The sequence below is a fragment of the Streptomyces sp. NBC_00704 genome (genome assembly GCF_036226605.1).
GTDB lineage: Bacteria > Actinomycetota > Actinomycetes > Streptomycetales > Streptomycetaceae > Streptomyces.
Genome location: NZ_CP109000.1, coordinates 1785590 through 1810345, shown reverse-complemented (window position 1 = coordinate 1810345; position 24756 = coordinate 1785590). Strand labels below are relative to the sequence as shown.

Below are 24756 nucleotides of genomic sequence, written 5' to 3'. Positions count from 1 at the left end.
TCTCACAGCTTGCCGCCCCGGCCGCCCTCGCGCCGCGCGGGCGCGATCAGCGTGGACAGGTACGGCAGGGGCTCGCCGTCCAGCTCGCCGGCGGGCCGGATCGACTCCTGGGCCAGCCCGAGCGCCGACCCCCACACCGCGTCCTGGATCCGCCCGGTCTCGCGCAGCGCCTCGGCGACCTCCGCGGCCTGCCGCCCGAACTTGTAGGCGACGACGGTCCCCGGTCCGGCGAGCGCGTCCTTGAGCACGGCCGACCCCGCCGTCACCGGCACCAGCGTCAGCGGCTCGGTGCCCTCGGTGAGCACGGCCCCGGACCGCGCGGCGAGATCCTGCATGGCGGTGATGCCGGGGACGGTCTCGATCACCACGCCCGGCACCGCCTGTGCCACGGTCTGCGCGAGATACGTGAACGTGGAGTACACGCTGGGGTCCCCGATGGTCGCGAAGGCGACGCGGGAGTGCCGCCGCAGCAGCTCGGCGACCCGCTCCCCGGCGGCGTCCCAGGCGGCCTCGCGCCGGGCCCGGTCGGTGCGCTCGTTGAGCGCGAAGACGACCCGGACGACCTTGTCCCGCGGCACGTAGTGCACCACGGTGGCCTCGGCCCGGCCCTGCTCGCCGCTGTCCATCACGGGCACGACGACGACCTCGGCGGCCCGCAGCGCGTTGACCCCCTTGACGGTCACCAGCTCCGGATCCCCCGGGCCCACCCCGACTCCGACCAGCCTGCTGCTCATGACGTCCGGCACCTCTCGACGAACCGACGGGCCGCACCGGGCTCGGCCGCCCAGTGCGTGTGCAGATAACTCGCGTGCACGCCTTGCCGTACGAAGCCCTCGACCCGCGGCTCGGGGGCGCGCACACCCCACGCGGGGACCGGCCCGGCCCCGGGCTCGACGACGGTGCGGTGGAACTCGTGCCCCCGCATCCGGGTGCCGGCCGGGGCGAGCACGCTGTCGCTCACGGCGACGGCGTCGCGGTAGCCGAGGGTGAGCCGTTCGGACATCCGGGCCCGCGCGTCGAGGACCCCGCACATCGGCAGCCCGTCCAGCTCGCGGCACAGATACAGCAGCCCCGCGCACTCGGCGGCGACCGGCGCCCCGGACTCCGCGAGCGCGGCGACGGCCCCGCGCAGCGGCTCGTTGGCGGACAGCTCGGCGGCGTACACCTCGGGGAACCCGCCGCCGATCACCAGGCCGTCCGTCCCGTCGGGCAGCCGCTCGTCCCGCAGGGGGTCGAAGACGACCGTCTCGGCGCCCGCGGCGGACAGCAGTTCCGCGTGCTCGGCGTAGGAGAAGGTGAACGCGGGGCCCCCGGCCAGGGCCACGACCGGCCGGCGCACGGCCGCGGGGACGGCGGCGGGCGCCGCCGCCGGGACGCCGGGGGCCGCCGGGGGCGTGGAGAGGGCCTCGGCCGGGTCCCAGGGCGCGTCGGGCAGCTCCCCGGCACCCCGCGCCAGCGCGAACAGCGCGTCCAGGTCGCAGCCGTGCGCCACCTGCGCGGCCATCGCCGCGACCGCCTCGACCGCCGCGGCCCGCCGTTCGGCGACCGGAACCAGCCCGAGGTGCCGCGAGGGGGTGTCCACCTGCGGAGCCCGCCGCAGCACCCCCAGCACCGGCGTCCCGGCCGCCTCCAGCGCCTCGCGCAGCAGCTCCTCGTGCCGGTCGGAGGCGACCTTGTTCAGGATCACGCCCCCGATCCGCACCCGCGGGTCCCAGGAGGCGAACCCGTGCACCAGCGCCGCCACCGACCGCGACTGCGACGACGCGTCGACGACCAGCACCACCGGCGCCCGCAGCAGCTTCGCCACCTGGGCGGTGGAGGCCAGCTCCCCCTCCCCGGCGGCCCCGTCGAACATCCCCATCACGCCCTCGACCACGGCGACGTCGCACCCCCGCGCCCCGTGCAGGAACAGCGGAGCGACCAGCTCCGGCCCGCACAGGTACGCGTCGAGGTTGCGCCCCACCCGCCCGGCGGCGAGCGAGTGGTACCCGGGGTCGATGTAGTCGGGCCCGACCTTGTGCGGGGACACGGCGAGCCCGCGCGCGGCGAACGCGGCCATCAGGCCCGTGGCGACGGTGGTCTTGCCGCTGCCCGAGGAGGGCGCGGCGACCACCAGCCGGGGCACGCGGGAGGGGGAGGTCAGCACGGCGTCACCACTCGATGCCCCGCTGGCCCTTCTGGCCCGCGTCCATCGGATGCTTGACCTTGGACATGTCCGTCACGAGGTCGGCGGCGTCGAGGAGCTCGTCCGGCGCGTTGCGCCCGGTGATCACCACGTGCTGGGCGCCCGGCCGGTGACGCAGAACGTCGACGACCTCGTCGACGTCGACCCAGCCCCAGTGCAGGGGATACGCGAACTCGTCGAGCACGTACAGCTTGTACGTCTCGGCGGCCAGGTCCCGCTTGACCTGCTCCCAGCCCTCGCGGGCCTTCTCCTCGTTGGTCGAGTTGTCGCCCTGGAGACCGCGCTGCACCCAGGACCAGCCCTCGCCCATCTTGTGCCAGTCCACGGAGCCGCCCTCACCGGACGCCCCCAGCACGCGCAGCGCGTTCTCCTCGCCGACCTTCCACTTCGCCGACTTGACGAACTGGAACACCCCGATCGGCCAGCCCTGGTTCCAGGCCCGCAGGGCGAGCCCGAACGCGGCGGTCGACTTGCCCTTGCCGACGCCGGTGTGCACGACCACCAGCGGCCGGTTGCGGCGCTGGCGGGTCGTCAGTCCGTCGTCCGGCACGACGCTCGGCTGTCCCTGCGGCATTACGCGGCCCTCCTCGAAGTCCCCTGCACGTCCTTGACCAGCCCGGCGATGGAGTCCGCCCGCAGCTCCTCCAGCGTGACGGCGGCGCCGCCCAGCTCACCGGCCAACTGCCCGGCGAGCCCCAGCCGCACGGGCCCGGACTCGCAGTCCACGACCACGCAGGCGACGCCGTCGGCCGCGAACAGCCGGGCCGCCCGCCCGGCGAGGGCGACGGGCTCCGGCCCGCCGGTGGCCCGCCCGTCGGTGACCACCACGACCAGCGCCCGGCGCGCCGGATCGCGCAGCCGCTCCACCCGCAGCACGTCGTGCGCCTTCAGCAGCCCGGCGGCCAGCGGCGTGCGCCCGCCCGTGGGCAGCGACTCCAGCCGTACGGCGGCGGCGTCCACCGACGAGGTGGGCGGCAGCGCCAGCTCGGCCGCGGCCCCCCGGAACGTCACGAGCCCCACCTTGTCGCGCCGCTGGTAGGCGTCGAGGAGCAGCGACAGCACCGCGCCCTTCACCGCGCTCATCCGCTGCCGGGCCGCCATCGACCCGGAGGCGTCGACCACGAACAGCACGAGGTTGCCCTCGCGCCCCTCGCGGGTCGCCTGCCGCAGATCGTCCCGCCGCACCACCAGGCCGGGCCCGCTGCGCCCGCGCGCCCGCTGGTGCGGCGCGGCCGCCTGCACGGTCGCCGCCAGATGCAGCTTGGTCAGGGCGCCCCTGGGCCTGCGCGCGCCCGTGGTGCGGCCGTGCTCGGTCCGGGCCCGCGACCGGCGTCCGGCGGCCCCCTCGCCGATGCCCGGCACACTCAGCACCTTGGTGCGGAACGGCTCGGCGGCCCGCACGGCCGACCGCTCGGAGGGGCCCGACGGCTGCGGTGCGCCGTCCTGCCCGGCCTCGGGCCGGGCCCCCGCGTCGCCGCCGTCCGGAGCGGCGTCGGGGGCGGGCCGGCCGCCGCCTCCGCCGGGTCCGTCGTCGTCGGGTCCGTCGTCGGGACCGCCGTCGCCGCGGTCGCCGTCCCCCGGGTCGTCGTCCGGTCCGGCGCCGGCGTCGTCACCGGGGGCACAGTCGTCCCGGCCGCCGAACTCCTCCAGCGTCTCGTCGAGCCTGTCCTCGTCGAGGCCCGGCGCGTCGAAGGGATTGCGCCGCCGCCGGTGCGGCAGCGCCAGCAGCGCGGCCTGCCGCACGTCCTCCGCGAGGACGTCGGTGCGCCCGGCCCAGGCGGCCAGCGCGGTGGCCGTGCGCGCCATGACGATGTCCGCCCGCATGCCGTCCACCTCGAACGCGGCGCAGGTCGCCGCGATCTGCCGCAGCGCCGCGTCGCCCAGCCGCACCGACGGCAGCAGCGCACGCGCGGCCGCGATCCGCGCACGCACGGCGGCCTCCTCGTCCGCCCAGCGCGCCGCGAAGGCGGCCGGATCGTCGTCGTAGGCGAGCCTGCGCCGGACGACCTCCACCCGCAGGTCGGGCTCGCGCGAGGCGGCCACCTCCACCGTCAGCCCGAACCGGTCCAGCAACTGCGGCCGCAGTTCGCCCTCTTCGGGGTTCATCGTGCCCACGAGCAGGAACCGCGCCGCGTGCCGCACGGAGACGCCCTCGCGCTCCACGTACGAGGCGCCCATCGCGGCCGCGTCCAGCAGCAGGTCGACCAGGTGGTCGTGCAGCAGGTTGACCTCGTCGACGTAGAGGATCCCGCGGTGCGCGTCCGCGAGGAGCCCCGGCTCGAAGGCCTTGACGCCCTCGGCGAGCGCCCGCTCGATGTCGAGGGCGCCGACCAGGCGGTCCTCCGACGCGCCCACCGGCAGCTCGACCGTGCGCGCCGGCCGCGTCGCGAACGCCCCCGGCTCGTGCGGGCCGTCCGGGCAGGCCGGGTCGGGGGAGCCGGGGTCGCAGGAGAACCGGCAGCCGACGACCACGTCCAGCGCCGGCATCAGCGCCGACAGGGCCCGCACGGCCGTCGACTTGGCGGTGCCCTTCTCGCCGCGGACCAGCACACCGCCCACCGCCGGCGACACGGCGTTCAGCAGCAGCGCGAGCCGCAGGTCGTCCTGGCCGACCACGGCCGTGAACGGGAAAGGAGTGCTCACTTCTGGTCGTCCTCCAGATCGCCTTCCAGCTCCAGGTAGGTGGCGCGCAGCCGCTCGATCGTGTCGGCGTCCGGCTCCGCCCACAGACCGCGGTCGGCGGCCTCCAGGAGTCGTTCCGTGATCCCGCGCAGCGCCCACGGGTTGGACTTCTTCATGAAGTCGCGGTTGTCCGCGTCGAAGACGTACTCCGCGCTGAGCTTCTCGTACATCCAGTCGTCGACGACCCCGGCCGTGGCGTCGTACCCGAAGAGGTAGTCGACGGTCGCAGCCATCTCGAACGCGCCCTTGTAGCCGTGCCGCCGCATCGCCGCCATCCAGCGCGGGTTGACCACCCGGGCGCGGAACACCCGGTGCGTCTCCTCGCCCAGCGTGCGCGTCCTCACCTGGTCCGGAGTCGCCGAGTCGCCCACGTACGCCTCGGGGCTGGCACCCGTCAGATGGCGCACCATGGCGACCATGCCGCCGTGGTACTGGAAGTAGTCGTCGGCGTCGACGAGGTCGTGCTCGCGGGTGTCCACGTTCTTCGCGGCCACCGCGATCCGCCTGAACGCCGTCTCCATGTCCCCGCGCGCGGCCCGCCCGTCCAGCCCGCGCCCGTAGGCGTAGCCGCCCCAGACGGCGTACACCTCGGCGAGGTCGGCGTCCGAGCGCCAGTTGCGGGCGTCGATCAGCGGCAGCAGACCGGCCCCGTACGCCCCCGGCTTGGAGCCGAAGATCCGGGCGCTCGCGCGCCGCCGGTCGCCGTGCGCTGCCGTGTCCTCGTCGACGTGGGCGCGCACGTAGTTGGCGTCCGCGGGCTCGTCCAGCTCGGCCACCGCCCGCACCGCGTCGTCGATCAGCCCGACCACGTGCGGGAACGCGTCCCGGAAGAAGCCGGAGATGCGGACGGTGACGTCGATGCGCGGCCGGCCCAGCTCCGCGAGGGGGACGATCCCGAAACCGGTCACCCGGCGCGAGGCGTCGTCCCAGACCGGGCGGCAGCCCAGCAGCGCCAGGATCTCGGCGATGTCGTCGCCCTGCGTGCGCATCGCCGACGTGCCCCACACCGTCAGGCCGACGGACTTCGGGTACGCGCCGGTGTCCGTCAGGTACCGCTGCACGAGGGAGTCGGCGAGCGACTGCCCGACCTCCCAGCTCAGCCTGGATGGAATGGCCTTGGGGTCGACGGAGTAGAAGTTGCGGCCGGTCGGCAGCACGTTGACCAGACCGCGGGTGGGGGAGCCCGAGGGCCCGGCGGGCACGTAACCGCCGTCCAGCGCCTTGAGGATGTGTCCGATCTCGTCCGTCGTCCGCGCGAGCCTGGGCACCAGCTCGCGGCAGGCGAACTCCAGCACCGCGACGGCGTCCGGCAGTTCGGCCCCCACGACCTCGCGCACGAGCGCGGCGCACTCGACGACCGCCCAGTCCCGCGCCTCCATGCCCTCCGCGACCCGCCGGCACAACTGCTCCAGCAGGTCGATCGCGTCGGCCGCGGACCGCGACGGCCCCTCGACCAGATCGGTCAGCTCCACCGGCGCCTTCACCGGCGCGCCCGGCTCGGCCAGCAACTCCTTCTCGTCGAGCCCGAAATGGGCCGCGAACGACGCCCTCAGACCCGGCAGCGCGTGGGCCTGCCCGCCCCACACCTGCGAGGCGCGCAGCACGGCCAGCACCAGGTTCACCCGCGCCTCGCCGACCGGCCCGCCGCCCAGGATGTGCAGGCCGTCACGGATCTGCACGTCCTTGATCTCGCACAGATAGCCGTCGATGTGCATGACGAACTCGTCGAAGGCGTCGTCGTCGGGCTGGTCGTCGACGTGCAGGTCGTGGTGCAGCTCGGCGGCCTTCACCAGCGTCCAGATCTGCGCGCGCACGGCCGGCGCCTTCGCCGGGTCGAGGTCGGAGACCAGCGCGTACTCGTCGAGCAGCTGCTCCAGCTTCGCCAGGTCGCCGTAGGTGTCCGCCCGCGCCATCGGCGGGACGAGATGGTCGACGACGGTGGCGTGCCCGCGCCGCTTGGCCTGGGTGCCCTCGCCCGGGTCGTTGACGATGAACGGGTAGACCAGCGGCAGTTCGCCGAGGACGGCGTCCGGCGCGCAGCCGCCGCTCAGCCCGAGCCCCTTGCCCGGCAGCCACTCCATCGTGCCGTGCTTGCCCATGTGCACGATCGCGTCCGCGCCGAAGCTGTTCTCCAGCCAGCGGTAGGCGGCCATGTAGTGGTGCGACGGCGGCATGTCGGGGTCGTGGTAGATCGCGATCGGGTTCTCGCCGAACCCGCGCGGCGGCTGGATCATCACCACCACGTTGCCGAACCGCAGGCAGGCCAGCACGATGTCGTCGCCGTCGACGTACAGGGAGCCCGGCGGCTCGCCCCACGCCTCCAGCATGCCCTCGCGCAGTGCGGGGTCGAGCCGGTCGAACCAGGCCCGGTAGTCGGCCAGCGGCACCCGCGCGGGCGCGGCCGCGAGCTGCTCCTCGGTGAGCCATTCCACGTCGTGGCCGCCGGCGGCGATGAGACGGTGGATCAGCTCGTCGCCGTCGTCGGGATGCCCCTCGACCACGTAGCCCGCGTCCCGCAGCGCGTCGAGCACGCGCACGGCCGAGACGGGCGTGTCCAGGCCGACGGCGTTGCCGACCCGCGAGTGCTTGGTCGGGTAGGCCGTGAAGACCAGGGCGAGCTTCTTCTCGCCGTTCGGCTTGTGCCGCAGCCGGGCGTGCCGGACGGCGATCCCGGCGACCCGGGCGGCCCGCTCGGGGTCGGCGACGTACACGGGGACGTCGTCGGGCCCCTGCTCCTTGAAGGAGAACGGGACCGTGACGATCCGCCCGTCGAACTCCGGGATCGCGACCTGCATCGCCGCGTCCATGGGGGACAGGGCCGCGTCGGACGCCTCCCACGCCGCGCGCGACGACGTCAGGCACAGCCCCTGGAGCACCGGCACGTCCAGCTCGGCGAGCGCGCCGACGTCCCAGGCCTCCTCGTCGCCGCCCGCCGACGCCTGCGAGGCGTGCGTGCCCCCGGAGGCGAGGACGGTGGCGACCAGGACGTCGCAGCGGCCGAGGATCTCGTACAGCCCGGCGTCCGCGCCGCGCAGCGAACCGCAGTACACCGCGAGGGCGTTGGCGCCGCGCGCCTCGACCGCTTCGCACAGGGTGTCCACGAAGGCGGTGTTCCCGCTCAGCTCGTGGGCCCGGTAGAACAGCACGCCCACGGTCGGCCGGCCGTCGCGGAGTTCGTAGGAGCCGTGGACGCCGTACTCCGGCATCGCGCGCGGCTCCTCGAACCCCTCGCCGGTCAGCAGGACGGTGTCGGACAGGAAGCGCGCCAGCTCGGCCAGGTTGGCCGGGCCGCCCGCCACGAGATACCGCAGCGCCTCCGCCACCACGCCGGCCGGCGCCGACGACTCGGCCATCAGCTCGGCGTCCGGCACGCTCTCCCCGCCCAGCAGCACGGTGGGCACGCCGGACGCCTTCAGCACGGCCAGCCCGTCCTCCCAGGCGCGCTTCCCGCCGAGCAGCCGGACGACGGCGATGCCGGCGCCGTCGAGCAGCGCGGGCAGCTCCCGCTCGACGTCGACGCGGGTCGGGTTGCCGATCCGGTAGTCGACGCCGGTGGCGGCCCGGGCCGCCAGCAGATCGGTGTCGGCGGTCGACAACAACAACACTGTGCTCATGCGGGCGCTCCCGGTGGGATGAAAGGCAGTCCTTGCGGCGCGCCCGACTCGATGAGCCGCCGGAGCGCGCCGGTGTCCGCGTGCTGTTCGATCAGGTCGCCGAGCCGGTCGAGCTGCTCCTCGCGCAGCCCGGCGAAGGAGGTGTCGGGGGCCGGTGTGAACCGGCGGCCCGCGGCCGCCGCCACCTCGCGCAGGAACGCCCGCCGGAACCCGTCCGACTCCAGCGAGCCGTGCCAGTGCGTGCCCCAGGTCTGCCCGACCCGGCAGCCGTCCAGGGCGCGTCCCTCGCCGTCGCCGATGAAGGTCTCGCCCCCGGTGACGTCGGCGACCCCGTGATGGATCTCGTAGCCCTCGACCCGCTCGCCCAGGGCGACGCCGGCCGGCCGGGTGAGGGTCTTCTCGCGGGCGAACCGCACCCGGACGGGGAGGACGCCGAGCCCGTCGACCCGCCCGCGCCGGCTCTCGACGTCGTCCTCGATGTGCTCGCCGAGGATCTGGAAGCCGCCGCAGACGCCGAGGACGGGCCGCCCCTCGGCGGCCCTGCGCAGGATCGCCTCGGCCAGGCCGCGTTCGCGCAGCCACCGCAGCGCCCGCACCGTGCCGCGGGTCCCCGGGATCACCACCAGGTCGGCGTCGGCCAGCTCCTCGGGACGGTCCACGAACCGCACGACGACGCCGGGTTCGGCGGCCAGCGCGTCCACGTCCGTGAAGTTCGACATCAGCGGGACCGCGCAGACGGCGACGCGCAGCACGTCCTCCCCGACCGGCGCGGCGGTGTTCGACTCGCGCACGGTGCCCCGCAGCGACACCCTCAGGCCGTCCTCCTCGTCGATGCCGAGCCCGTGCCGGAACGGCAGCACGCCGTACGTGCGCCGCCCGGTGAGCCCGTGCAGCATGTCCAGTCCCGGCTCCAGCAGGGAGACGTCGCCGCGGAACTTGTTCACGAGGAACCCGGCGACCAGCGCCTGGTCCTCGGGGGACAGCAGCGCGACGGTCCCGAAGAACGAGGCGAAGACCCCGCCGCGGTCGATGTCGCCCACGACCAGCACGGGCAGCCCGGCGTTGCGGGCGATCCCCATGTTGACGATGTCCGTCCGCCGCAGATTGATCTCGGCGGGACTTCCGGCCCCCTCACAGATCACCGCGTCATACGTGCCCCGCAACTCGGCGAGACAGTCGAGAACGGTCCCGAGGAGCTGCTGCTGCCGCCCGCCGTGGTAGCCGCGGGCGCTCATCTCGCCCACCGGCCTGCCCAGCAGCACCACCTGACTGCTCCGCTCCCCGCCGGGCTTGAGCAGCACCGGGTTCATCAGCGCGGTCGGCTCGATGCGGCAGGCCTGCGCCTGCATGGCCTGCGCCCGCCCGATCTCGGCGCCCTCGCGCGTGACGAACGAGTTCAGCGACATGTTCTGCGCCTTGAACGGCGCGACCTTCACCCCCTGCCGGACCAGCCACCGGCAGATCCCGGCCGTGACGACGCTCTTGCCGGCGTCGGAGGTGGTGCCGGCCACCAGCAGGCCCCCGCTCATGACATACGCCCCTTCCGCGCGTCGAGCGCCCTTGTCGCGACCCGGCGCGCGGCGACGGTCACGCCGAGCGCGAGCAGGCCGACGCGGCGCGAGAGCCGCGCCGCACGTTCGATGTCCCCGGCGACGACGGGCCGCCCGGCCGCCCCGTTCAGCACGGGCCGGTGCTCGACGCGGCCGCCGTACGACAGGGTCCCGCCCAGCCGCACCCCGAGGGCGCCCGCGAAGGACGCCTCCACCGGGCCGGCGTTGGGACTGGGGTGCCTGCGGGCGTCGGCGCGCCAGGCCCGCACCGCGCCCCGGGGGTCGTCCCCGGCGGCCGCGGCGAGCACGGCGGTCAGCCGCGCCCCGGGCCAGCCGGCGACGTCGTCGAGCCGCGCCGACGCCCACCCGTAGCGCAGATGGCGCGGCGACCGGTGCCCGACCATGGCGTCGAGGGTGTTGACGGCGCGGAACCCGGCCAGCCCCGGCACACCGGCCACGGCGCCCCACACCAGGGCGCCGACGACGGCGTCGGAGGTGTTCTCGGCGACGGACTCCACCACGGCGCGGGCGATCCCGTCGGCGTCCAGGGCCTGCGGGTCGCGCCCGCACAGCCGCGGCAGCCGTTCCCGGGCCGTGTCGACGTCCCCGGCCTCCAGGGCGCGCGCGATGCCCCGAGCCTCGCGCACGAGGGAGGCGCCCCCGACGACGGACCAGGTGGCGGCGGCGGTCAGGGCGACGGATGCGGTGGGGGAGCGGCGCACGGTCCGCGCGGCGACGGCCCCCAGGGCGACGGCGCCGCCCGCGCACACCGCGGTGTGCAGGGCGCCCCAGCCCCGGTGGTCCCGCCACAGCAGCCGCTCCACGGCGCCCGCGGCCCGGCCGAACGCGGCGACCGGATGCCCTCGGCGGGGGTCGCCGAGGAGCAGGTCGCCGAGGAGGCCGGCGGCGGCGCCGTACGCGTGAACGCGATCGGCACCCATCGGCTCAGCCGGCCGTGCGGGCGGCCGACGGGCTGGGGGTGGCGCGCGAGGCGCTCGACGGGCAGCCGAACATGGCTATGTGTCCTCACTCAGGGTGTCCACGCCCTGGTTCGACGAGACCGCGGCGAGAGTTCCTGGCTCCCGGGGGTTACTACCCCGGTGACAGTGGCGGGACCGCGCCGGATTCACACCGGCTTCCTCTTCTGCCGCCGTACATGGCCCGGGCAGTCCACCACGGGCCCGGAAGGGCCGTCAACTTGCCGTTGACCTGCGGGGGGAGAGTGTGCAGAACCCCACACGCGGGCGATCGCCGCGGTCACACGCGAAGGGGTGCGGGACGGCGACCCGTCCCGCACCCCTCGGTGTCCCTGTGCCCCGATGTCCGGGTGGCCCGGTGGCCAGGTGTTCTGCTGTTCCGGTGTCCTGGTGGCCCGTCAGGCCACGATCAGGGAGATCCCGTACGCCACCGCCGCCGCGCAGGCGGCGAAGCACGCGTACGCGCCCGTCACCGCGAGGGCGGCCGAACCGCCCTCGGCCGTGGCGCGCTCCTGGCGCGACAGGCCCATGATGCCGAGGGTGAACAGGGCCACGAGGCCCACGGTGACCACGAGGCTGACGCCGAACACGGAGCCCAGGGCTGCCCAGTCGATCTTCATGACGCTTCTCTTCCTTCGTGCCGGACGGGCCGGATCAGACGGCCGCGGCCGGCGGCACGGCGGGGGCGACGGACTCCGGGACCGCGACCGAGGCCGGGACCGGCATCGGGGCCGAAACCGGGGCCGGGGAGGGGATGGTCGCCGTCAGATCGTCGGCGAGGGAACCCGCCGGGGGCGGGGCGACGGCCGCGATCGCCGTCGTGACGACGCCCGCGGGCTCCTCGGTGTCGTTGACGTTGGAGGCGTCGACGACCTCGCGCCGGGAGATCTTCCAGATGGCCGCGCTGGAGGCGATCAGGAAGACGGCCACCACGGCCGTGCCCCAGTCGCCCAGGCCGGTCACCTTCTCGGCGAGCGCGCCCACCAGGGCCGCCGCCGGCAGGGTCAGGCCCCAGGCCACGAACATGCGGGTCGCCGTGGACCAGCGGACCACGCCCCCCTTGCGGCCCAGGCCCGCGCCCATCACCGAACCGGAGACCGAGTGGGTGGTGGAGAGGGAGAAGCCGAGGTGGGAGGAGGCCAGGATGACCGTGGCGGCGCTGGTCTGGGCGGCGAAGCCCTGCTGCGGCTGGAGTTCGGTCAGGCCCTTGCCCATGGTGCGGATGATGCGCCAGCCGCCGAGGTAGGTGCCGAGCGCGATGGCCATGCCGGCCGAGAGGATGACCCAGGTGGGCGGGTCGGAGTCGGGGGCCACGGCGCCGCCCGCGACCAGGGCGAGGGTGATGATGCCCATCGTCTTCTGCGCGTCGTTGGTGCCGTGCGCGAGGGAGACCAGCCCGGCCGAGGCGATCTGGCCGGTGCGGTAGCCCTTCGCCGCGGCCCTGCCGTCGGCCTTCTTGCCGAGGGTGTACGACAGCCGGGTCGCGAACATCGCGGCGACGCCCGCCACGATCGGCGCCGCGACCGCCGGCAGCAGCACCTTGGTGACCAGCACGTCACCGTGGACCGCACCGCTTCCCGCGGAGGCGACGGTGGCGCCGATCAGACCGCCCATGAGGGCGTGGGAGGAGCTGGAGGGCAGGCCCACCAGCCAGGTCAGCAGATTCCAGAGGATCGCGCCGACCAGGGCGGCGAAGATGACCTCGGGACGGATGCCGGTCTCGTCGACGAGACCCTTGGAGATCGTGTTGGCGACCTCCACCGAGAGAAAAGCGCCCACAAGGTTCAGCACGGCGGACATCGCCACCGCGACCTTGGGTTTGAGTGCACCGGTCGAGATGGTCGTGGCCATCGCGTTGGCGGTGTCGTGGAAACCGTTCGTGAAATCGAACGCGAGTGCGGTGATAACCACAATCGCGAGGATCAGCGAGAAGCTTTCCATTTACCCAGGCAATCGTTCGAAGTCATTGGTGTGTCGACCGTAGGCAATCCGGGTGAACGGAAGATGAACTGGGACGGGCGTCGGGGTGTCGTTCTCCGGGGCTGTTCCCCGCCCCGTCCGACGGCCCTTCCACCGTGCCCGGCGCGGCAGTTGACGGCACGCCCGCCGGCCCGCGCCGCCGGGCGCGCGGAAGGCGCCGCGACCGGCCCCGGGAACCGCCGTCCCCTGGCAGGATCGCGGTATGGCCGACCAGCGACGCGAGCAGACGGACGCCCCGGATCCCGGGCCCGGCGGGCAGGACCCGACCCCGCGCCACACCAGGCGCGCGACCCCCGAGGAGGCGCGGGCCTGGGACGCGCTCGTGACGACGGCCCGCCGCACGGTGACCGACGGCCTCGTCGTCGGCACCTCCGGCAACGTCTCCGTACGCGTCGCGGACACCGTGCTGGTCACCCCGTCCGGAGTGCCCTACGACCGGCTCGCCCCGGACGACGTCACCGGCGTCGACCTCACCGGACGCCAGGTGCTCGGCGCCCTGGTCCCGACCAGCGAGCTGCCCATGCACCTCGCCGTATACCGCTCCTGCGACGCCGGGGCCGTCGTCCACACCCACGCCGTGCACGCCACGGCCGTCTCGACCCTCGTCCCGGAACTCCCCCTCGTCCACTACATGGCGGGCGCCCTCGGCGGACCCGTCCGGGTCGCCCCCTACGCCACCTACGGCACCGAGGAACTGGCCGAGAACATGCTCCGCGCGCTCGACGGCCGCAGCGGCTGCCTGCTGCAGAACCACGGCACCCTCACCCACGGCGCCACCCTCGACCAGGCCTACGACCGCACCGCCCAACTCGAGTGGATGTGCCGGCTCTGGCTCACGGCCTCGTCCGTCCCCGGCCGCACCCCGACACTGCTGACGAACGACCAGCTGACACAGGCGACGACCCGCCTCCACACCTACGGCCAACACCCCTGACCCCCACCCCACCACCCTCCGCTCCACCCCACCGCCCCCGGCCCACCGCCTTCCGCCCGGTGCCGCCGTGTCCGGCCCGCCGCCTTCCGCTCGGTGCCGCCGTGTCCGGCTCACCGCCCTCCGTTCCGTGCCGCCGTGTCCGGCTCACCGCCCTCCGCTCCGTGCCGCCGCGCCCGCACCGCCGTGTCCGGCCCGCCGTCTTCCGCTCCGTGCTGCCGTGTCCGGCTCGCCGTCTTCCGCTCCGTGCTGCCGCGCCCGGCTCACCGCCCTCCGTTCCGTGCTGCCGCGCCCGGCTCACCGCCCTCCGTTCCGTGCCGCCGCGCCCGCACCGCCGTGTCCGGCCCGCCGTCTTCCGCTCCGGGCCGTCGTGTCCGGCCCGCCGCCCTCCGCTCCGCACCGCCGCGTCCGCGCCACCGCCCTCCGCTCCGCGCCGCCCGCGTCGCCGCCCCCGGCCGGCTGCCCCAACGCCCGCCGCGCCCGGCTTCTGCGTTCGGTCGGCCGCCGTGCCGCGCCGCCGCGTTCGGCCGCCGTTCCGGTGCGCTCGCGCCGCCGCGTCCGGCTGCCCGGCCGCGCGCCGCGCGGGGGCAGGCAGGCGTTGCCCAGGGGTGGGCCACCGCGGGCGGTCTTCTGCGCAGGCCCACCGGGCCGTCGTGGTGCTCGGCCTGAGGAGCCAGGCGGGGGACCGGTTCCGCAGCGCCGGGACCGGGTCGGACGCGGGCGTCACTCCGCTGGGGTCCACCACCGGGTGGGCGTCGCCTCGCGTGGGTCCGCCGCCATGCGGCCGTCGCCCACGTGGGCCCGCTGCCAGGCGGCGGCGCCTCGCTCGGGTTCACCGTCGTGCGGGCGTTCTCACTCGGGCCCGCTGCCCGATCGGCGTCACTCCGCGTGGGCCCACCACTGGCCGTCGTGGGCCTTGGCCTGGAGACTGGGCGGGTGCGCACTGTCACAGCGACGGCAGCCGCCGTCACCGCAGCCCTGGTCGCCGGCGCAGCCAGTGTCGCCGCCGGCCGGCTCGCCAGCGACGCCGCGCTGAAGGCGCCGCCCGGCCGGCCCCTGCCCACCGAGCCCCGGCTCACCGTGCACGGCACGGCCGCCGGACAGATCACCCTCACCCGCGACCTGGCCGCCCTGCGCCCCGGCGCCTACGGCCTGTCGGGCAACGGCTCGCACGCGGTCGTCGGCCCGGTCCTGCCCACGGCCCCGCACCCGGTCGACACCGTCGTGCGCCGCCTGGAGCGCGTCACCCACGGCTCGCTGGACTCCGGGGACGCGGTCTGGCTGACGCCGAACCTGCACGTCGGCAACCCGGGCAGCGCCCTCGGCCTGGACCACGCCGACGTCGACGTCCCCGGCGAACTGGGCAACCTGCCCGCCTGGTTCGTGCCCGGCGCCCGCCGCACCTGGGTGATCGCCGTGCACGGCCTCGGCGCCACCAGGGAACACGCCCTGAACCTCATGGGCTTCCTGCACCGCCGCCGCTTCCCCGTCCTCGCCCTCGCCTACCGCGGCGACCTCGGCGCCCCCCGCTCGCCCGACGGGCTGAACCACCTCGGCGCGACCGAGTGGCGCGACCTCGACGCGGCCATGCGGTACGCCGTGCGCTACGGCGCCGAACGCGTCGTCCTGCTCGGCTGGTCCACCGGCGCCGCCATGGCGCTGCGCGCCGCCGCCGACTCGGGCCTGCGCGACCTCGTGTCGGGGCTCGTGCTCGACTCCCCGGTCCTCGACTGGCGGACCACGCTGCGCGCCCTCGCCGCCGCCCGGCACACCCCCGGGGCCCTGCTGCCGCTCGCCGTCCGCGCCGCCGAGGGCCGCACCGGCCTGCGCGCCGGCGCCGGCGACCCCGTGGCCGCGGCCGCCGCCCCCGGCCGGCTGCGGGTGCCGGCCCTGATCGTGCACGGGCCCGACGACGCGGTCGCCCCCTGGGGCCTCTCCCGCCGCCTCGCCGCCCGCCGGCCCGACCTCGTCACCCTGCACACCGTGGCGGGCGCCCCGCACGGCGCCATGTGGAACGCCGACCCCGCCGCCTACGAGGAGGCGCTGCGCCGCTTCCTGACCCCGCTGATGTGAGCCCGCGCCCCCGCCCCGCGACCGGGCCGCCCCGCACGGCCACGAGGGTTCCGTTTAAGTCCGTACCAATGGCCTGAACGCGCCGAGCCGCCCTCACTCCACCCCGGCCGCCGGGCGGTCCACCGGCCCGCCGGGGCATTCCGTTTGGGTTTTCGGACCGTCAACCGGAAGACTGCACCCGTGACGTCCCGTATCCCGCGCGACTCCAGGCTTCGACTCGTCCGCCCGCGACCCCTGGCCGCCGCCCCCTCAGCTGTGAACGAGCGGCGCCCGCGCCGCCCCGCCCCCCGCCCGCCGGAGGGCACTCCGGCGCCCGCGGAGCTGGCCAGAATGGCGCGCTCCGGACTGGCCGCCGCGGCCCGCGTCGCCCGCTGGGCCGACAACGCCCTCGGCCCCGGCCGAGACGCCGCGACCACCGACGGCAAGGCCACGCTCTCCGACGCGACCGCCCGGCGGGCCGCCGCCGATCTGGGCCTGACCACCGACCGGATCCGCGCCGACTGGGACACCGCCCGGCTCGCCGGCCTCGTCGAGGTGCACGGCGACAGCGCCCGCCCCGGCTGGCGGCTGCGCGCCTGGAACCGCGACGACAGCGCCGTCCTGCGCGGCTGGGTCGCCCTGTTCGACGCCTGGTCCCTGGCTTCCCCGGAACCCGTGGACCAGGAGCCGGGCGCGGTCGCCGAGGTCGTCTCGGCCATGCCCCAGGTGCTCTCCTTCCTCCAGCTGTCGGCCGGGCCCGTCCCCGTCGAGCAGTTGCTGGACCTGCTGCGCCAGCGCGTCACCGAACTGCGCACCGAACGCTGCGAGGTCCCCTACAGCGCCGGCTCCGAGCCCGCGACGCCGCTCGCCCCGGTCACCTCCGCCGACGTCGAACCGGCCGAGCCCGCCCGGGACGCCGAACTCGCCCCCCTCCTCGACTGGGCCCTGCGCGCCCTCGCCTCCGTGGGCGCCCTCACCTACGGCGACGCGCACGCCACCCTCACGCCGCTGGGCAGCTGGGCGGTCTGGGTCAAGCTGGAGCAGATCTGCGTCGCCGCGCAGAGCCCCGCCGGGAACATCGAGCAGTCGGCCGAGGCCATGCTCCGCGGCTGCGCCCAGCTGCGGCCCAACGCGGCCCGCGCCGAGTACCGCGCGTGGCTCGCCGCCCGCACCGTCGGCAGCGCCGTCAGCGAACTGCTGCTGGCCGCCCGCGGCGACGACGCCCTGCTGCGCGGCCTGGCCTTCGAGGCGCTGCGCGTCGTGGGCGCACCGGCCGAGCCCGACGTCCGCGCGGTCGTGGACGAGCCCGCCCTGCGGCCGTACGCCCTGCTGTGGCTCGCCGAGCACGACGGCGCCGACCCCGAGGACGCCCACGAGGTCCTCACCCGTGAGGAGGCCACCTGGCTGTGGGTCGACACCGCCGCGGCCGTCGCCGACCACGGCGAGGCGCCGATGCTGGTACGCCACCTGGAGTCCGCGCTCCAGCCGACCGTGCCGGCCCTGCTGACCGAGGTGCGGGCCGTCGGGCATCCGCGCACCGTGCAGGTGCTGGTGGCGCTGGCCGCCGCCCACCCCGACCCGGCCCTGGCCAAGGCCGTGCGCCGGGCCGCCTTCCAGGTGCACACCGGCGGCAGCTGACCGGCCCCGGCGGCTGTGCGCGGCCGACGGCGCGCGGCGCACGGACCGCGCGCGAGCGGTCAGCCCGGTATCTCCGGGGTGTACGTGCCGAAGCTCCAGAGGTTGCCCTCGAGATCGCGGGCCATGTAGTCCCGCGAGCCGTACTCCTGGTCCGTCGGGGGCATCAGGATCTCCACGCCGTGCTCCACGGCCCGCCGGTGATGCGCGTCGACGTCGTCCACCACGACGTACACGCCGGCCGGGCCCGCGCCCTTCATCGCCGTGTCGAAGACGCCGCCGCGCCCCTTGGACCCGAGCATCACCGCGCCGTTGCCCTGCGCGAGTTCTGCGTGCATGACCGAGCCGTCCTCCCCCTCGTACACGGACAGCTCGGTGAAGCCCAGGGCTTCGGTGAGCTGCCGGATCGCCGCCTTCGCGTCGGCGTACAACACCGTCGGGAAGAGACTGGGACGTCCGCCGTTCGTCGCTGCCATGCCGATCGCTCCCTTGTGTTCCATGAGCCGTGATGGTGAGTGGTGATGGTGAGCCGTGTCGCGTGTTCCCTGAGCTGTGGTCCGTGCCGGTCCGTGCCGCTCCCTGGCGGTCCGGACTGCGGCCCGGGGTGTGATTCCTGCCGGATTTCCGGCCCGGTCACAGTCTGGCACCCGGCACTGACATCGCCCCCGGCCTGCGCCGGACCGGCGATCCGCGCGGGCCGGGGGAGCGGCGGACCGTCCGGGCCCCGGTGATCCGGCGGGATCGAACGCCTGGACCAGAAAAAGTGCTTGCACGGTCCCGTTAGACTGTCGTCATGGCCATTCTCCTCGCGCATTAGACGGCGGGAACGTCCTCAGCCGCCCATCCCGTCAATCACCCCCGCTCTGGAGTCTGTCCGTGATCTCCGCCTCCGGCATCGAGCTGCGCGCCGGCGCCCGCATCCTCATCGAGAACGCCTCCTTCCGTGTGGCCAAGGGCGACCGCATCGGTCTGGTCGGGCGCAACGGCGCCGGCAAGACCACCCTGACCAAGGTCCTCGCCGGTGAGGGCATCCCGGCCGCCGGTCAGGTGACCCGCTCCGGCGAGGTCGGCTACCTCCCGCAGGACCCGCGCACCGGCGACCTCGACGTCCTGGCCCGCGACCGCATCCTCTCCGCGCGCGGACTGGACACCCTGATCCGCAAGATGCGCGAGAACGAGCAGCGCATCGCCAACGGCAGCGGCGCCACCCGCGACAAGGCGATGCGCCAGTACGAGCGCCAGGAGACGGAGTTCCTCACCAAGGGCGGGTACGCCGCCGAGGCCGAGGCCGCCACCATCGCTGCCGCGCTCAACCTGCCCGACCGCGTGCTGGGCCAGCCCCTGCACACGCTCTCCGGCGGCCAGCGCCGCCGCGTCGAACTGGCCCGCATCCTGTTCTCCGACGCGGACACCCTGCTCCTCGACGAGCCGACCAACCACCTCGACGCCGACTCCATCGTCTGGCTGCGCGACTACCTCAAGACCTACCGCGGCGGCTTCATCGTCATCAGCCACGACGTCGACCTGGTCGAGACGGTCGTCAACAAGGTCTTCTACCTGGACGCCAACCGGTCCCAGATCGACGTCTACAACATGGGCTGGCGGCTCTACCAGCAGCAGCGCGAGTCGGACGAGAAGCGCCGCAAGCGCGAGCGGCAGAACGCGGAGAAGAAGGCCGCCGCACTGCACTCGCAGGCCGACAAGATGCGCGCCAAGGCCACCAAGACGGTCGCCGCGCAGAACATGGCCCGCCGCGCCGACAAGCTGCTCTCCGGCCTGGAGGCGGTCCGCGTCTCCGACAAGGTCGCCAAGCTCCGCTTCCCCGAGCCCGCCCCCTGCGGCAAGACGCCGCTGATGGCCGAGGGCCTGTCGAAGTCCTACGGCTCGCTGGAGATCTTCACCGACGTCGACCTGGCCATCGACAAGGGATCGCGGGTCGTCATCCTCGGGCTGAACGGCGCCGGCAAGACGACCCTGCTGCGGCTGCTCGGCGGCGCCGAGAAGCCCGACACGGGCGAGGTCATCGAGGGCCACGGCCTCAAGCTCGGCTACTACGCCCAGGAGCACGAGACCCTCGACCCCGAGCGCTCGGTCCTGGAGAACATGCGCTCCGCGGCCCCCGACCTGGACCTGGTCGAGGTCCGCAAGGTGCTGGGCTCGTTCCTGTTCTCGGGTGACGACGTGGACAAGCCGGCGGGCGTGCTCTCCGGCGGCGAGAAGACCCGGCTGGCCCTGGCCACCCTCGTGGTCTCCTCGGCCAACGTCCTGCTCCTCGACGAGCCCACCAACAACCTCGACCCCGCCAGCCGCGAGGAGATCCTCGGCGCGCTGCGCACCTACAAGGGCGCGGTCGTCCTCGTCACCCACGACGAGGGCGCGGTGGAGGCGCTTCAGCCGGAGCGGATCATCCTGCTGCCGGACGGCGTCGAGGACCTGTGGGGTTCGGACTACGCGGATCTCGTCGCCCTGGCTTGATCATCGGCAATGGATCATTCGGCCCATCGGTGATCCATCATCTGTGTGAGATCTCCTCGTATCGAGGTGTGTCATACACCGATTTCCCGGCCGACCCCTTTGTCGACAAGGGGTCGGCCGTTCCGCGTCTCTGACCTGGCATTTCGCGAGAGAACCCGTTCGGCGGTACGAACGCGCACACCTGGAATTCGGAATTCCGCTTGTGGGGACGCGCTCCTGTCGTCAAAACCGTCTCGCACGGACCTTGCCGAATGGGTGGCCATCCCGTCCCGGAGGGGTGATCATGAGGAGACCAGAGCGCACTTCCCATGAGGAGGCACGGGTGGCCGAGACTCTGAAGAAGGGCAGCCGGGTGACCGGCGCCGCGCGCGACAAGCTCGCGGCAGACCTGAAGAAGAAGTACGACTCCGGTGCGAGCATCCGGGCACTGGCCGAGGAGACCGGCCGCTCGTATGGCTTCGTGCACCGGATGCTCAGCGAGTCGGGCGTCACGCTCCGTGGGCGTGGCGGGGCGACCCGAGGCAAGAAGGCCGCCTCGTCCTGACCTCCGGGCGGCCCATCGGCTACGACGGTGGCCACCCGGTCGGTGATCCGATCGGCCGGGTGGTTACTGTGCAGTCACTTAGCTGACCGCTAGCTGACCGCACCCACCGGAGGCGCCCCATGGCCACGCCCGACCAGGAACTCGTTCCCCTGCTCGACAAGGACGGCGTACGGCTCACCGTCGACGACGCGCTCGCCACGGTGACGCTGACCAACCCGGCCAAACGCAACGCGCAGAGCCCCGCCATGTGGCGCGCCCTCGCCGAAGCCGGCCGGCTGGTGCCGGGCTCCGTCCGCGTCGTCGTGCTGCGCGGCGAGGGCAAGTCCTTCTCCGCCGGACTCGACCGGCAGATGTTCACGCCCGAGGGGATCGAGGGCGAACCGTCCTTCATCGATCTCGCACGCAGCGGCGACGCCGAACTCGACGCCGCCATCGCCGGATTCCAGGAGGGCTTCACCTGGTGGCGGCGCAACGACGTCGTGTCCATCGCCGCCGTCCAGGGCCACGCCATCGGCGCGGGCTTCCAGCTGGCCCTCGCCTGTGACCTGCGCGTCGTCGCCGACGACGTGCAGTTCGCCATGCGTGAGACCAGCCTCGGACTGGTCCCGGACCTGACGGGCACGCACCCCCTCGTCTCCCTCGTCGGCTACGGCCGCGCGGTCGAGATCTGCGTCACCGGCCGGTTCGTCCACGCCGAGGAGGCGGTGAGCAGCGGCCTGGCCAACGCCGCCGTGCCCGCGGCCGACCTCGACACCACCGTCCGCGACCTGGCCGCGTCGATCCTGGCCGCGCCCCGCGAGGCCGTCATCGAGACCAAGGCGCTGCTGCGCGGCGCGGGCGACCGCACCTACGACGAGCAGCGCGCCGCCGAGCGCGCCGCCCAGGGCCGCCGGCTGCGGGACCTGGCCGGAATCGGCGAATGAGCAGGCCCTCGCGCACCGTGCTCACTCCACGGCTGTGACCAGCACGGTCACCGTCGGATGATCCCGTAGCGCCTCCGACACCGCCGCGCGCACCTGCCGGGCCACGTCCAGGGCCCGGTGCCGCGCGCTCACCGCGATCTCCACGCGCGCGTGGCGGTGCGGCAGTGCGGCCGTGTGCTCGCGTTCCTCGATGCGCACCGCCCTGCCGATCGCGTCGGTCAGCCGGGTCACCCCGGCCACGGACAGCGCGGCGACCGTCGCCCGGGCCTCGTCGCCGTGCTGCGCCGCCCCCACCGGCGGGGGTTCGGGCCCGGGCCCTGCCGCCTCCGGCGCCCGCTCCTCGTCGAGCAGGGCCGTCACCCTGAGGTCCACCTCCGACACCGCCAGGCCGAGCCGCTCCGCCGCGGCCGCCGCCAGGACCTCGCGCAGACGGGACGCCGTCGCGGGCAGCGGTTCGGACGCGAACACGGCGATGTCCGCCGTCACCCGCACCGGCCCGGGCGGCTGCGCGCCGGGCGGAGGCGGTACGGCGGGCTCCCGCGCCGTCTCCGGCTCGGCCGCCGCCAGGCGCAGCGCGTCCAGCCGGACGCCCTCCATGTGGCGTACCGCCCGCCGCAGCACCGCCGCGGCCGCCGCCTCCGTGATCCACGCGCCGTCCCGCGGCCCGCCCAGCGGCAGGAGCCTGCCCAGGCCCAGCTGGTGCCGTACCGCGCTCGTCCATCCGTCCGCCGTCATCACTCCAGCGTGCCGCATCGGCGGAGCGAGGAGGAGCAACCGCGCTTAACGTGGTTGAAAGGGACGAAAAGGAACCGGACGTAAGGACGTACGGCGATGACCGAGGCAGTCGAGCAGAACCGCACGCAGACCACCGACGGCGGCGGCGAGCCGCAGAACCGCAGGACGCCCCGGCGCGGCGGCGGGGACCCGGCGACCCGCGGACGGACCACCATCGCCGACGGGGTCGTGGAGAAGATCGCCGGTCTCGCGGCCCGGGACGTGCTCGGGGTCCACACCATGGGCAGCGGCCTCAGCCGCACCTTCGGCGCCGTGCGCGACCGGGTGCCCGGCGGCTCCAAGTCCGTCACCCGGGGCGTGAAGGCCGAGGTGGGCGAGGTGCAGACCGCGCTCGACCTGGAGATCGTCGTCGACTACGGCGTGGCCATCGCCGACGTCGCCCAGGCCGTGCGGGAGAACGTGATCGCCGCCGTGGAGCGCATGACGGGCCTGGAGGTCGTCGAGGTCAACATCGCCGTGAGCGACGTCAAACTGCCCGACGAGGAGGACGAGGAACCCGAGCAGCCCCGGATCCAGTGACCCGCGACCGACACGCAGCGGACCCGGGTGACCGGGCCGCCGAGGGGAGAGCATCTTGAGCATGGCCGTGGTCGGCATGATCGCCGGCATGGCGCTGGGCTTCGCCGGATACTTCGGCGGGTTCGGGGCATTCCTGCTGGTGGCGGCCCTGGGCGCCATCGGGTTCGTCGTCGGCCGGTTCCTGGAAGGGGACCTGGACCTCGGCGACCTGTTCCGCTCCCGCGACGACCGCCGTAGGTGACCCCCGTGGCCACCGCGACCGAAGCGGGCGACGGCGGCGACGCCGTCAGCCGTCCGTCCGCCGTCCCCGCGCACCGGCGCGGCGCGACCCGCATCGCCGACCGGGTCGTGGCGAAGGTCGCCGCCCGGGCGGCACGCGAGGCGGTCGGCCCGCTGCCCGCGGACGCCGGGCCCCCGCACGCCACCGTCGTCGTCCGCCCCCACGCGCGACCCCCGTCGTCCGGGGAGCCCCCGGTGGACGCGGCGCACGTCCGGGTCCATCTGGAACTCGGCTACCCCACCGACATCGGGGCCCGCTGCCACGAGGTGCGTCGACATGTCGCCGAGCGGGTAGGCGCGTTGGTGGGAATGGAGGTTCCGGAGGTCGCCGTCCAGGTGGAACGGCTGCACCTGACAGCGGCCCCCGGCGCGGCGCAGGGGAGGACACGATGAGCGAGCCCGACGGCCCACCGGCCGGCGCGGTGCCCGTACTGGAAAAGCCCGCACCGGACCACGCCCCCGAACCGGCCGCAGCACCCGCCGAGCACCGCTTCTGGTCGGCCCGCCGGGCGCCGGCCGCCGTCGTCGCGGCGCTGCTGCTGGTCGTCGCGGGCGCCTTCCTCTACGACATCGCCGAGGTGCGCGCCCACCGGCCCGCCATGGCCTGGCGGCGCGCCCTCGCCCGCCAGCTCGCCGAGCGGCCGCTGGACGACGTCTGGGTGCTCGTCGGCGCGGGCGTCGCGGCCGCCCTCGGCCTGTGGCTGATCGTCCTGGCCGTCACGCCGGGCCTGCGGCACGTCCTGCCCATGAGCCGCCCCCACCCCGACGTCCGCGCCGGCCTGCACCGGGACGCCGCCGGGCTGGTGCTGCGCGACCGGGCCATGGAGATCGCGGGCGTGCAGTCGGCGCGGGTGCGCGTGCGCCGGCGCAGGGCCGATGTCCGCGCCGTCTGCCACTTCCGCGACCTGGACGACGTCCACGAGGACCTGGACACCGTCCTCACCGACGCGATCCGCGGTCTGGGCCTGGCCCGGCCGCCCCGCCTGTCGGTCCATGTGCGCCGGCCGGGGAAGAAGGGGTGACGATGCTCAGGACCGTCGACCGCGTGCTCGTCGGAGTCGCCGGGCTGCTGCTGCTCGCCGTCGGCGGCGCGGTGCTGGCCGTCGGACTCGGCGCGTCCCCGCCCTCCTGGTGGCTCCACCACGGCCGCCACGACGTGCTCCTCACCACCGCCGAACGCACCCGCTGGCGCGCCGAGGCCTGGTGGTGGCCGACCGTCGTCGCCGCCCTGGCCCTGCTGGTGCTGCTGGCCCTGTGGTGGCTCGTCGCGGTCCTGCGCCGTCGCCGGCTCGGCGAGGTCCTCGTCGACACGGGCGACGGCGCGGGGGCGCTGCTGCGCGGCAGGGCCCTGGAAGGCGTGCTCGCCGCCGAGGCCGGCCGCCTGGACGGCGTCTCCCACGCCCACGCCCGGCTGACCGGCCGCAGGGACGCCCCCGCGGCGCACGTCCGGCTGCTCCTGGAACCCCATGTGGACCCGGCGACGACGCTGGACCGGCTGACGGCGGAGGCCCTGGCCCACGCCAGGGACTCCGCGGCGCTGCCTGCGCTGCCGGCGACGGTGCGCCTCAAGGCCGCCAAGCACAAGGCGCGACGGGTCAGTTGAGCCGCCGAGTTG

The 24756-nt window shown here is 74.9% G+C and carries 22 protein-coding genes and 1 riboswitch; of the genes, 11 read left to right on the top strand and 11 right to left on the bottom strand.

From position 1 onward, the window contains the following. Positions 1–2: 2 nt before the first annotated feature. The 9 genes from cobI to OG802_RS07980 all read right to left on the bottom strand — a co-directional run bounded on the left by cobI (position 3) and on the right by OG802_RS07980 (position 12949). Complete coding sequence (gene cobI / locus OG802_RS08020) at positions 3–734, bottom strand: precorrin-2 C(20)-methyltransferase (protein ID WP_329408545.1); 732 nt, start codon at positions 732–734, stop codon at positions 3–5. Further along, a complete protein-coding gene (locus OG802_RS08015; RefSeq protein ID WP_443055199.1) occupies positions 731–2146 on the bottom strand; it encodes a cobyrinate a,c-diamide synthase in 1416 nt (471 codons plus the stop codon). The genes cobI and OG802_RS08015 overlap by 4 nt, the downstream gene beginning before the upstream one ends. Before the next feature lie 4 nt (positions 2147–2150). Beyond that, a complete protein-coding gene (gene cobO, locus OG802_RS08010) occupies positions 2151–2759 on the bottom strand; it encodes a cob(I)yrinic acid a,c-diamide adenosyltransferase (RefSeq protein WP_329408543.1) in 609 nt (202 codons plus the stop codon). Beyond that, positions 2759–4828, bottom strand: a complete 2070-nt coding sequence (locus tag OG802_RS08005; protein ID WP_329408542.1) for a putative cobaltochelatase — start codon at positions 4826–4828, stop codon at positions 2759–2761. The genes cobO and OG802_RS08005 overlap by 1 nt, the downstream gene beginning before the upstream one ends. Further along, positions 4825–8481, bottom strand: a complete 3657-nt coding sequence (cobN, locus tag OG802_RS08000; RefSeq protein WP_329408540.1) for a cobaltochelatase subunit CobN — start codon at positions 8479–8481, stop codon at positions 4825–4827. The genes OG802_RS08005 and cobN overlap by 4 nt, the downstream gene beginning before the upstream one ends. Next, positions 8478–10010, bottom strand: a complete 1533-nt coding sequence (locus tag OG802_RS07995; RefSeq protein ID WP_329408539.1) for a cobyric acid synthase — start codon at positions 10008–10010, stop codon at positions 8478–8480. The genes cobN and OG802_RS07995 overlap by 4 nt, the downstream gene beginning before the upstream one ends. After that, complete coding sequence (locus OG802_RS07990) at positions 10007–10972, bottom strand: cobalamin biosynthesis protein (protein WP_329408537.1); 966 nt, start codon at positions 10970–10972, stop codon at positions 10007–10009. Before OG802_RS07990 ends, OG802_RS07995 begins: the two co-directional genes overlap by 4 nt. Positions 10973–11080: 108 nt before the next feature. Beyond that, a riboswitch (cobalamin riboswitch) is annotated at positions 11081–11222 on the bottom strand. Between the two features lie 184 nt (positions 11223–11406). Next, entirely contained in the window at positions 11407–11628 is a 222-nt protein-coding gene (locus OG802_RS07985) for a hypothetical protein (protein WP_329408535.1), read from the bottom strand. A 34-nt stretch (positions 11629–11662) separates the two neighbouring features. Beyond that, positions 11663–12949, bottom strand: coding sequence for an inorganic phosphate transporter (locus OG802_RS07980; RefSeq protein WP_329408533.1), 1287 nt, complete (start codon positions 12947–12949; stop codon positions 11663–11665). A gap of 241 nt (positions 12950–13190) precedes the next feature. Between OG802_RS07980 and OG802_RS07975 the strand changes: the two genes are divergently transcribed. The 3 genes from OG802_RS07975 (at position 13191) to OG802_RS07965 (ending at position 17609) form a co-directional block, all read left to right on the top strand. Next, positions 13191–13922, top strand: a complete 732-nt coding sequence (locus OG802_RS07975; RefSeq protein WP_329408531.1) for a class II aldolase/adducin family protein — start codon at positions 13191–13193, stop codon at positions 13920–13922. 933 nt (positions 13923–14855) lie between these two features. Then, complete coding sequence (locus tag OG802_RS07970) at positions 14856–15992, top strand: alpha/beta hydrolase (protein ID WP_329408530.1); 1137 nt, start codon at positions 14856–14858, stop codon at positions 15990–15992. 180 nt (positions 15993–16172) lie between these two features. Then, positions 16173–17609: a hypothetical protein gene (locus tag OG802_RS07965; RefSeq protein ID WP_329408529.1), complete on the top strand. Its 1437-nt coding sequence runs from the start codon at positions 16173–16175 to the stop codon at positions 17607–17609. Positions 17610–17668: 59 nt separating this feature from the next. On the opposite strand, the gene OG802_RS07960 is transcribed toward OG802_RS07965, so the two are convergent. Then, positions 17669–18082: a VOC family protein gene (locus OG802_RS07960; protein ID WP_329408528.1), complete on the bottom strand. Its 414-nt coding sequence runs from the start codon at positions 18080–18082 to the stop codon at positions 17669–17671. A 400-nt stretch (positions 18083–18482) separates the two neighbouring features. On the opposite strand from OG802_RS07960, the gene OG802_RS07955 reads away from it, so the two are divergent. From OG802_RS07955 to OG802_RS07945, 3 genes are all read left to right on the top strand, one after another. After that, on the top strand, positions 18483–20081 hold the full coding sequence (locus OG802_RS07955; protein WP_329408527.1) for an ABC-F family ATP-binding cassette domain-containing protein: 1599 nt from the start codon (positions 18483–18485) through the stop codon (positions 20079–20081). A 322-nt stretch (positions 20082–20403) separates the two neighbouring features. Further along, positions 20404–20625 (top strand): helix-turn-helix domain-containing protein, encoded by a 222-nt coding sequence (locus OG802_RS07950; RefSeq protein WP_004002281.1) that lies wholly within the window; start codon positions 20404–20406, stop codon positions 20623–20625. Positions 20626–20744: 119 nt separating this feature from the next. After that, positions 20745–21548 (top strand): enoyl-CoA hydratase/isomerase family protein, encoded by an 804-nt coding sequence (locus OG802_RS07945; protein WP_329408526.1) that lies wholly within the window; start codon positions 20745–20747, stop codon positions 21546–21548. 21 nt (positions 21549–21569) lie between these two features. Here OG802_RS07945 and OG802_RS07940 read toward each other — a convergent pair whose 3' ends face one another. After that, the gene (locus tag OG802_RS07940; RefSeq protein WP_329408525.1) at positions 21570–22283 is read right to left on the bottom strand and encodes a nucleopolyhedrovirus P10 family protein; all 714 of its coding nucleotides are present in this window, start codon (positions 22281–22283) and stop codon (positions 21570–21572) included. A 96-nt stretch (positions 22284–22379) separates the two neighbouring features. Between OG802_RS07940 and OG802_RS07935 the strand changes: the two genes are divergently transcribed. From OG802_RS07935 to amaP, 5 genes are read left to right on the top strand one after another with little or no spacing between them, the layout of a single operon-like run. Beyond that, complete coding sequence (locus OG802_RS07935; RefSeq protein ID WP_329408524.1) at positions 22380–22862, top strand: Asp23/Gls24 family envelope stress response protein; 483 nt, start codon at positions 22380–22382, stop codon at positions 22860–22862. A 55-nt stretch (positions 22863–22917) separates the two neighbouring features. Then, complete coding sequence (locus OG802_RS07930; RefSeq protein ID WP_190191314.1) at positions 22918–23103, top strand: hypothetical protein; 186 nt, start codon at positions 22918–22920, stop codon at positions 23101–23103. Further along, positions 23100–23534 carry an Asp23/Gls24 family envelope stress response protein gene (locus OG802_RS07925; RefSeq protein WP_443055198.1) on the top strand — a complete coding sequence of 145 codons (435 nt, stop codon included), beginning with the start codon at positions 23100–23102 and terminating at the stop codon, positions 23532–23534. Before OG802_RS07930 ends, OG802_RS07925 begins: the two co-directional genes overlap by 4 nt. Continuing rightward, the gene (locus OG802_RS07920; RefSeq protein WP_329408519.1) at positions 23531–24163 is read left to right on the top strand and encodes a DUF6286 domain-containing protein; all 633 of its coding nucleotides are present in this window, start codon (positions 23531–23533) and stop codon (positions 24161–24163) included. The genes OG802_RS07925 and OG802_RS07920 overlap by 4 nt, the downstream gene beginning before the upstream one ends. A 2-nt stretch (positions 24164–24165) precedes the next feature. Further along, positions 24166–24744 carry an alkaline shock response membrane anchor protein AmaP gene (gene amaP, locus OG802_RS07915; protein ID WP_329416984.1) on the top strand — a complete coding sequence of 193 codons (579 nt, stop codon included), beginning with the start codon at positions 24166–24168 and terminating at the stop codon, positions 24742–24744. Positions 24745–24756: the final 12 nt, after the last annotated feature.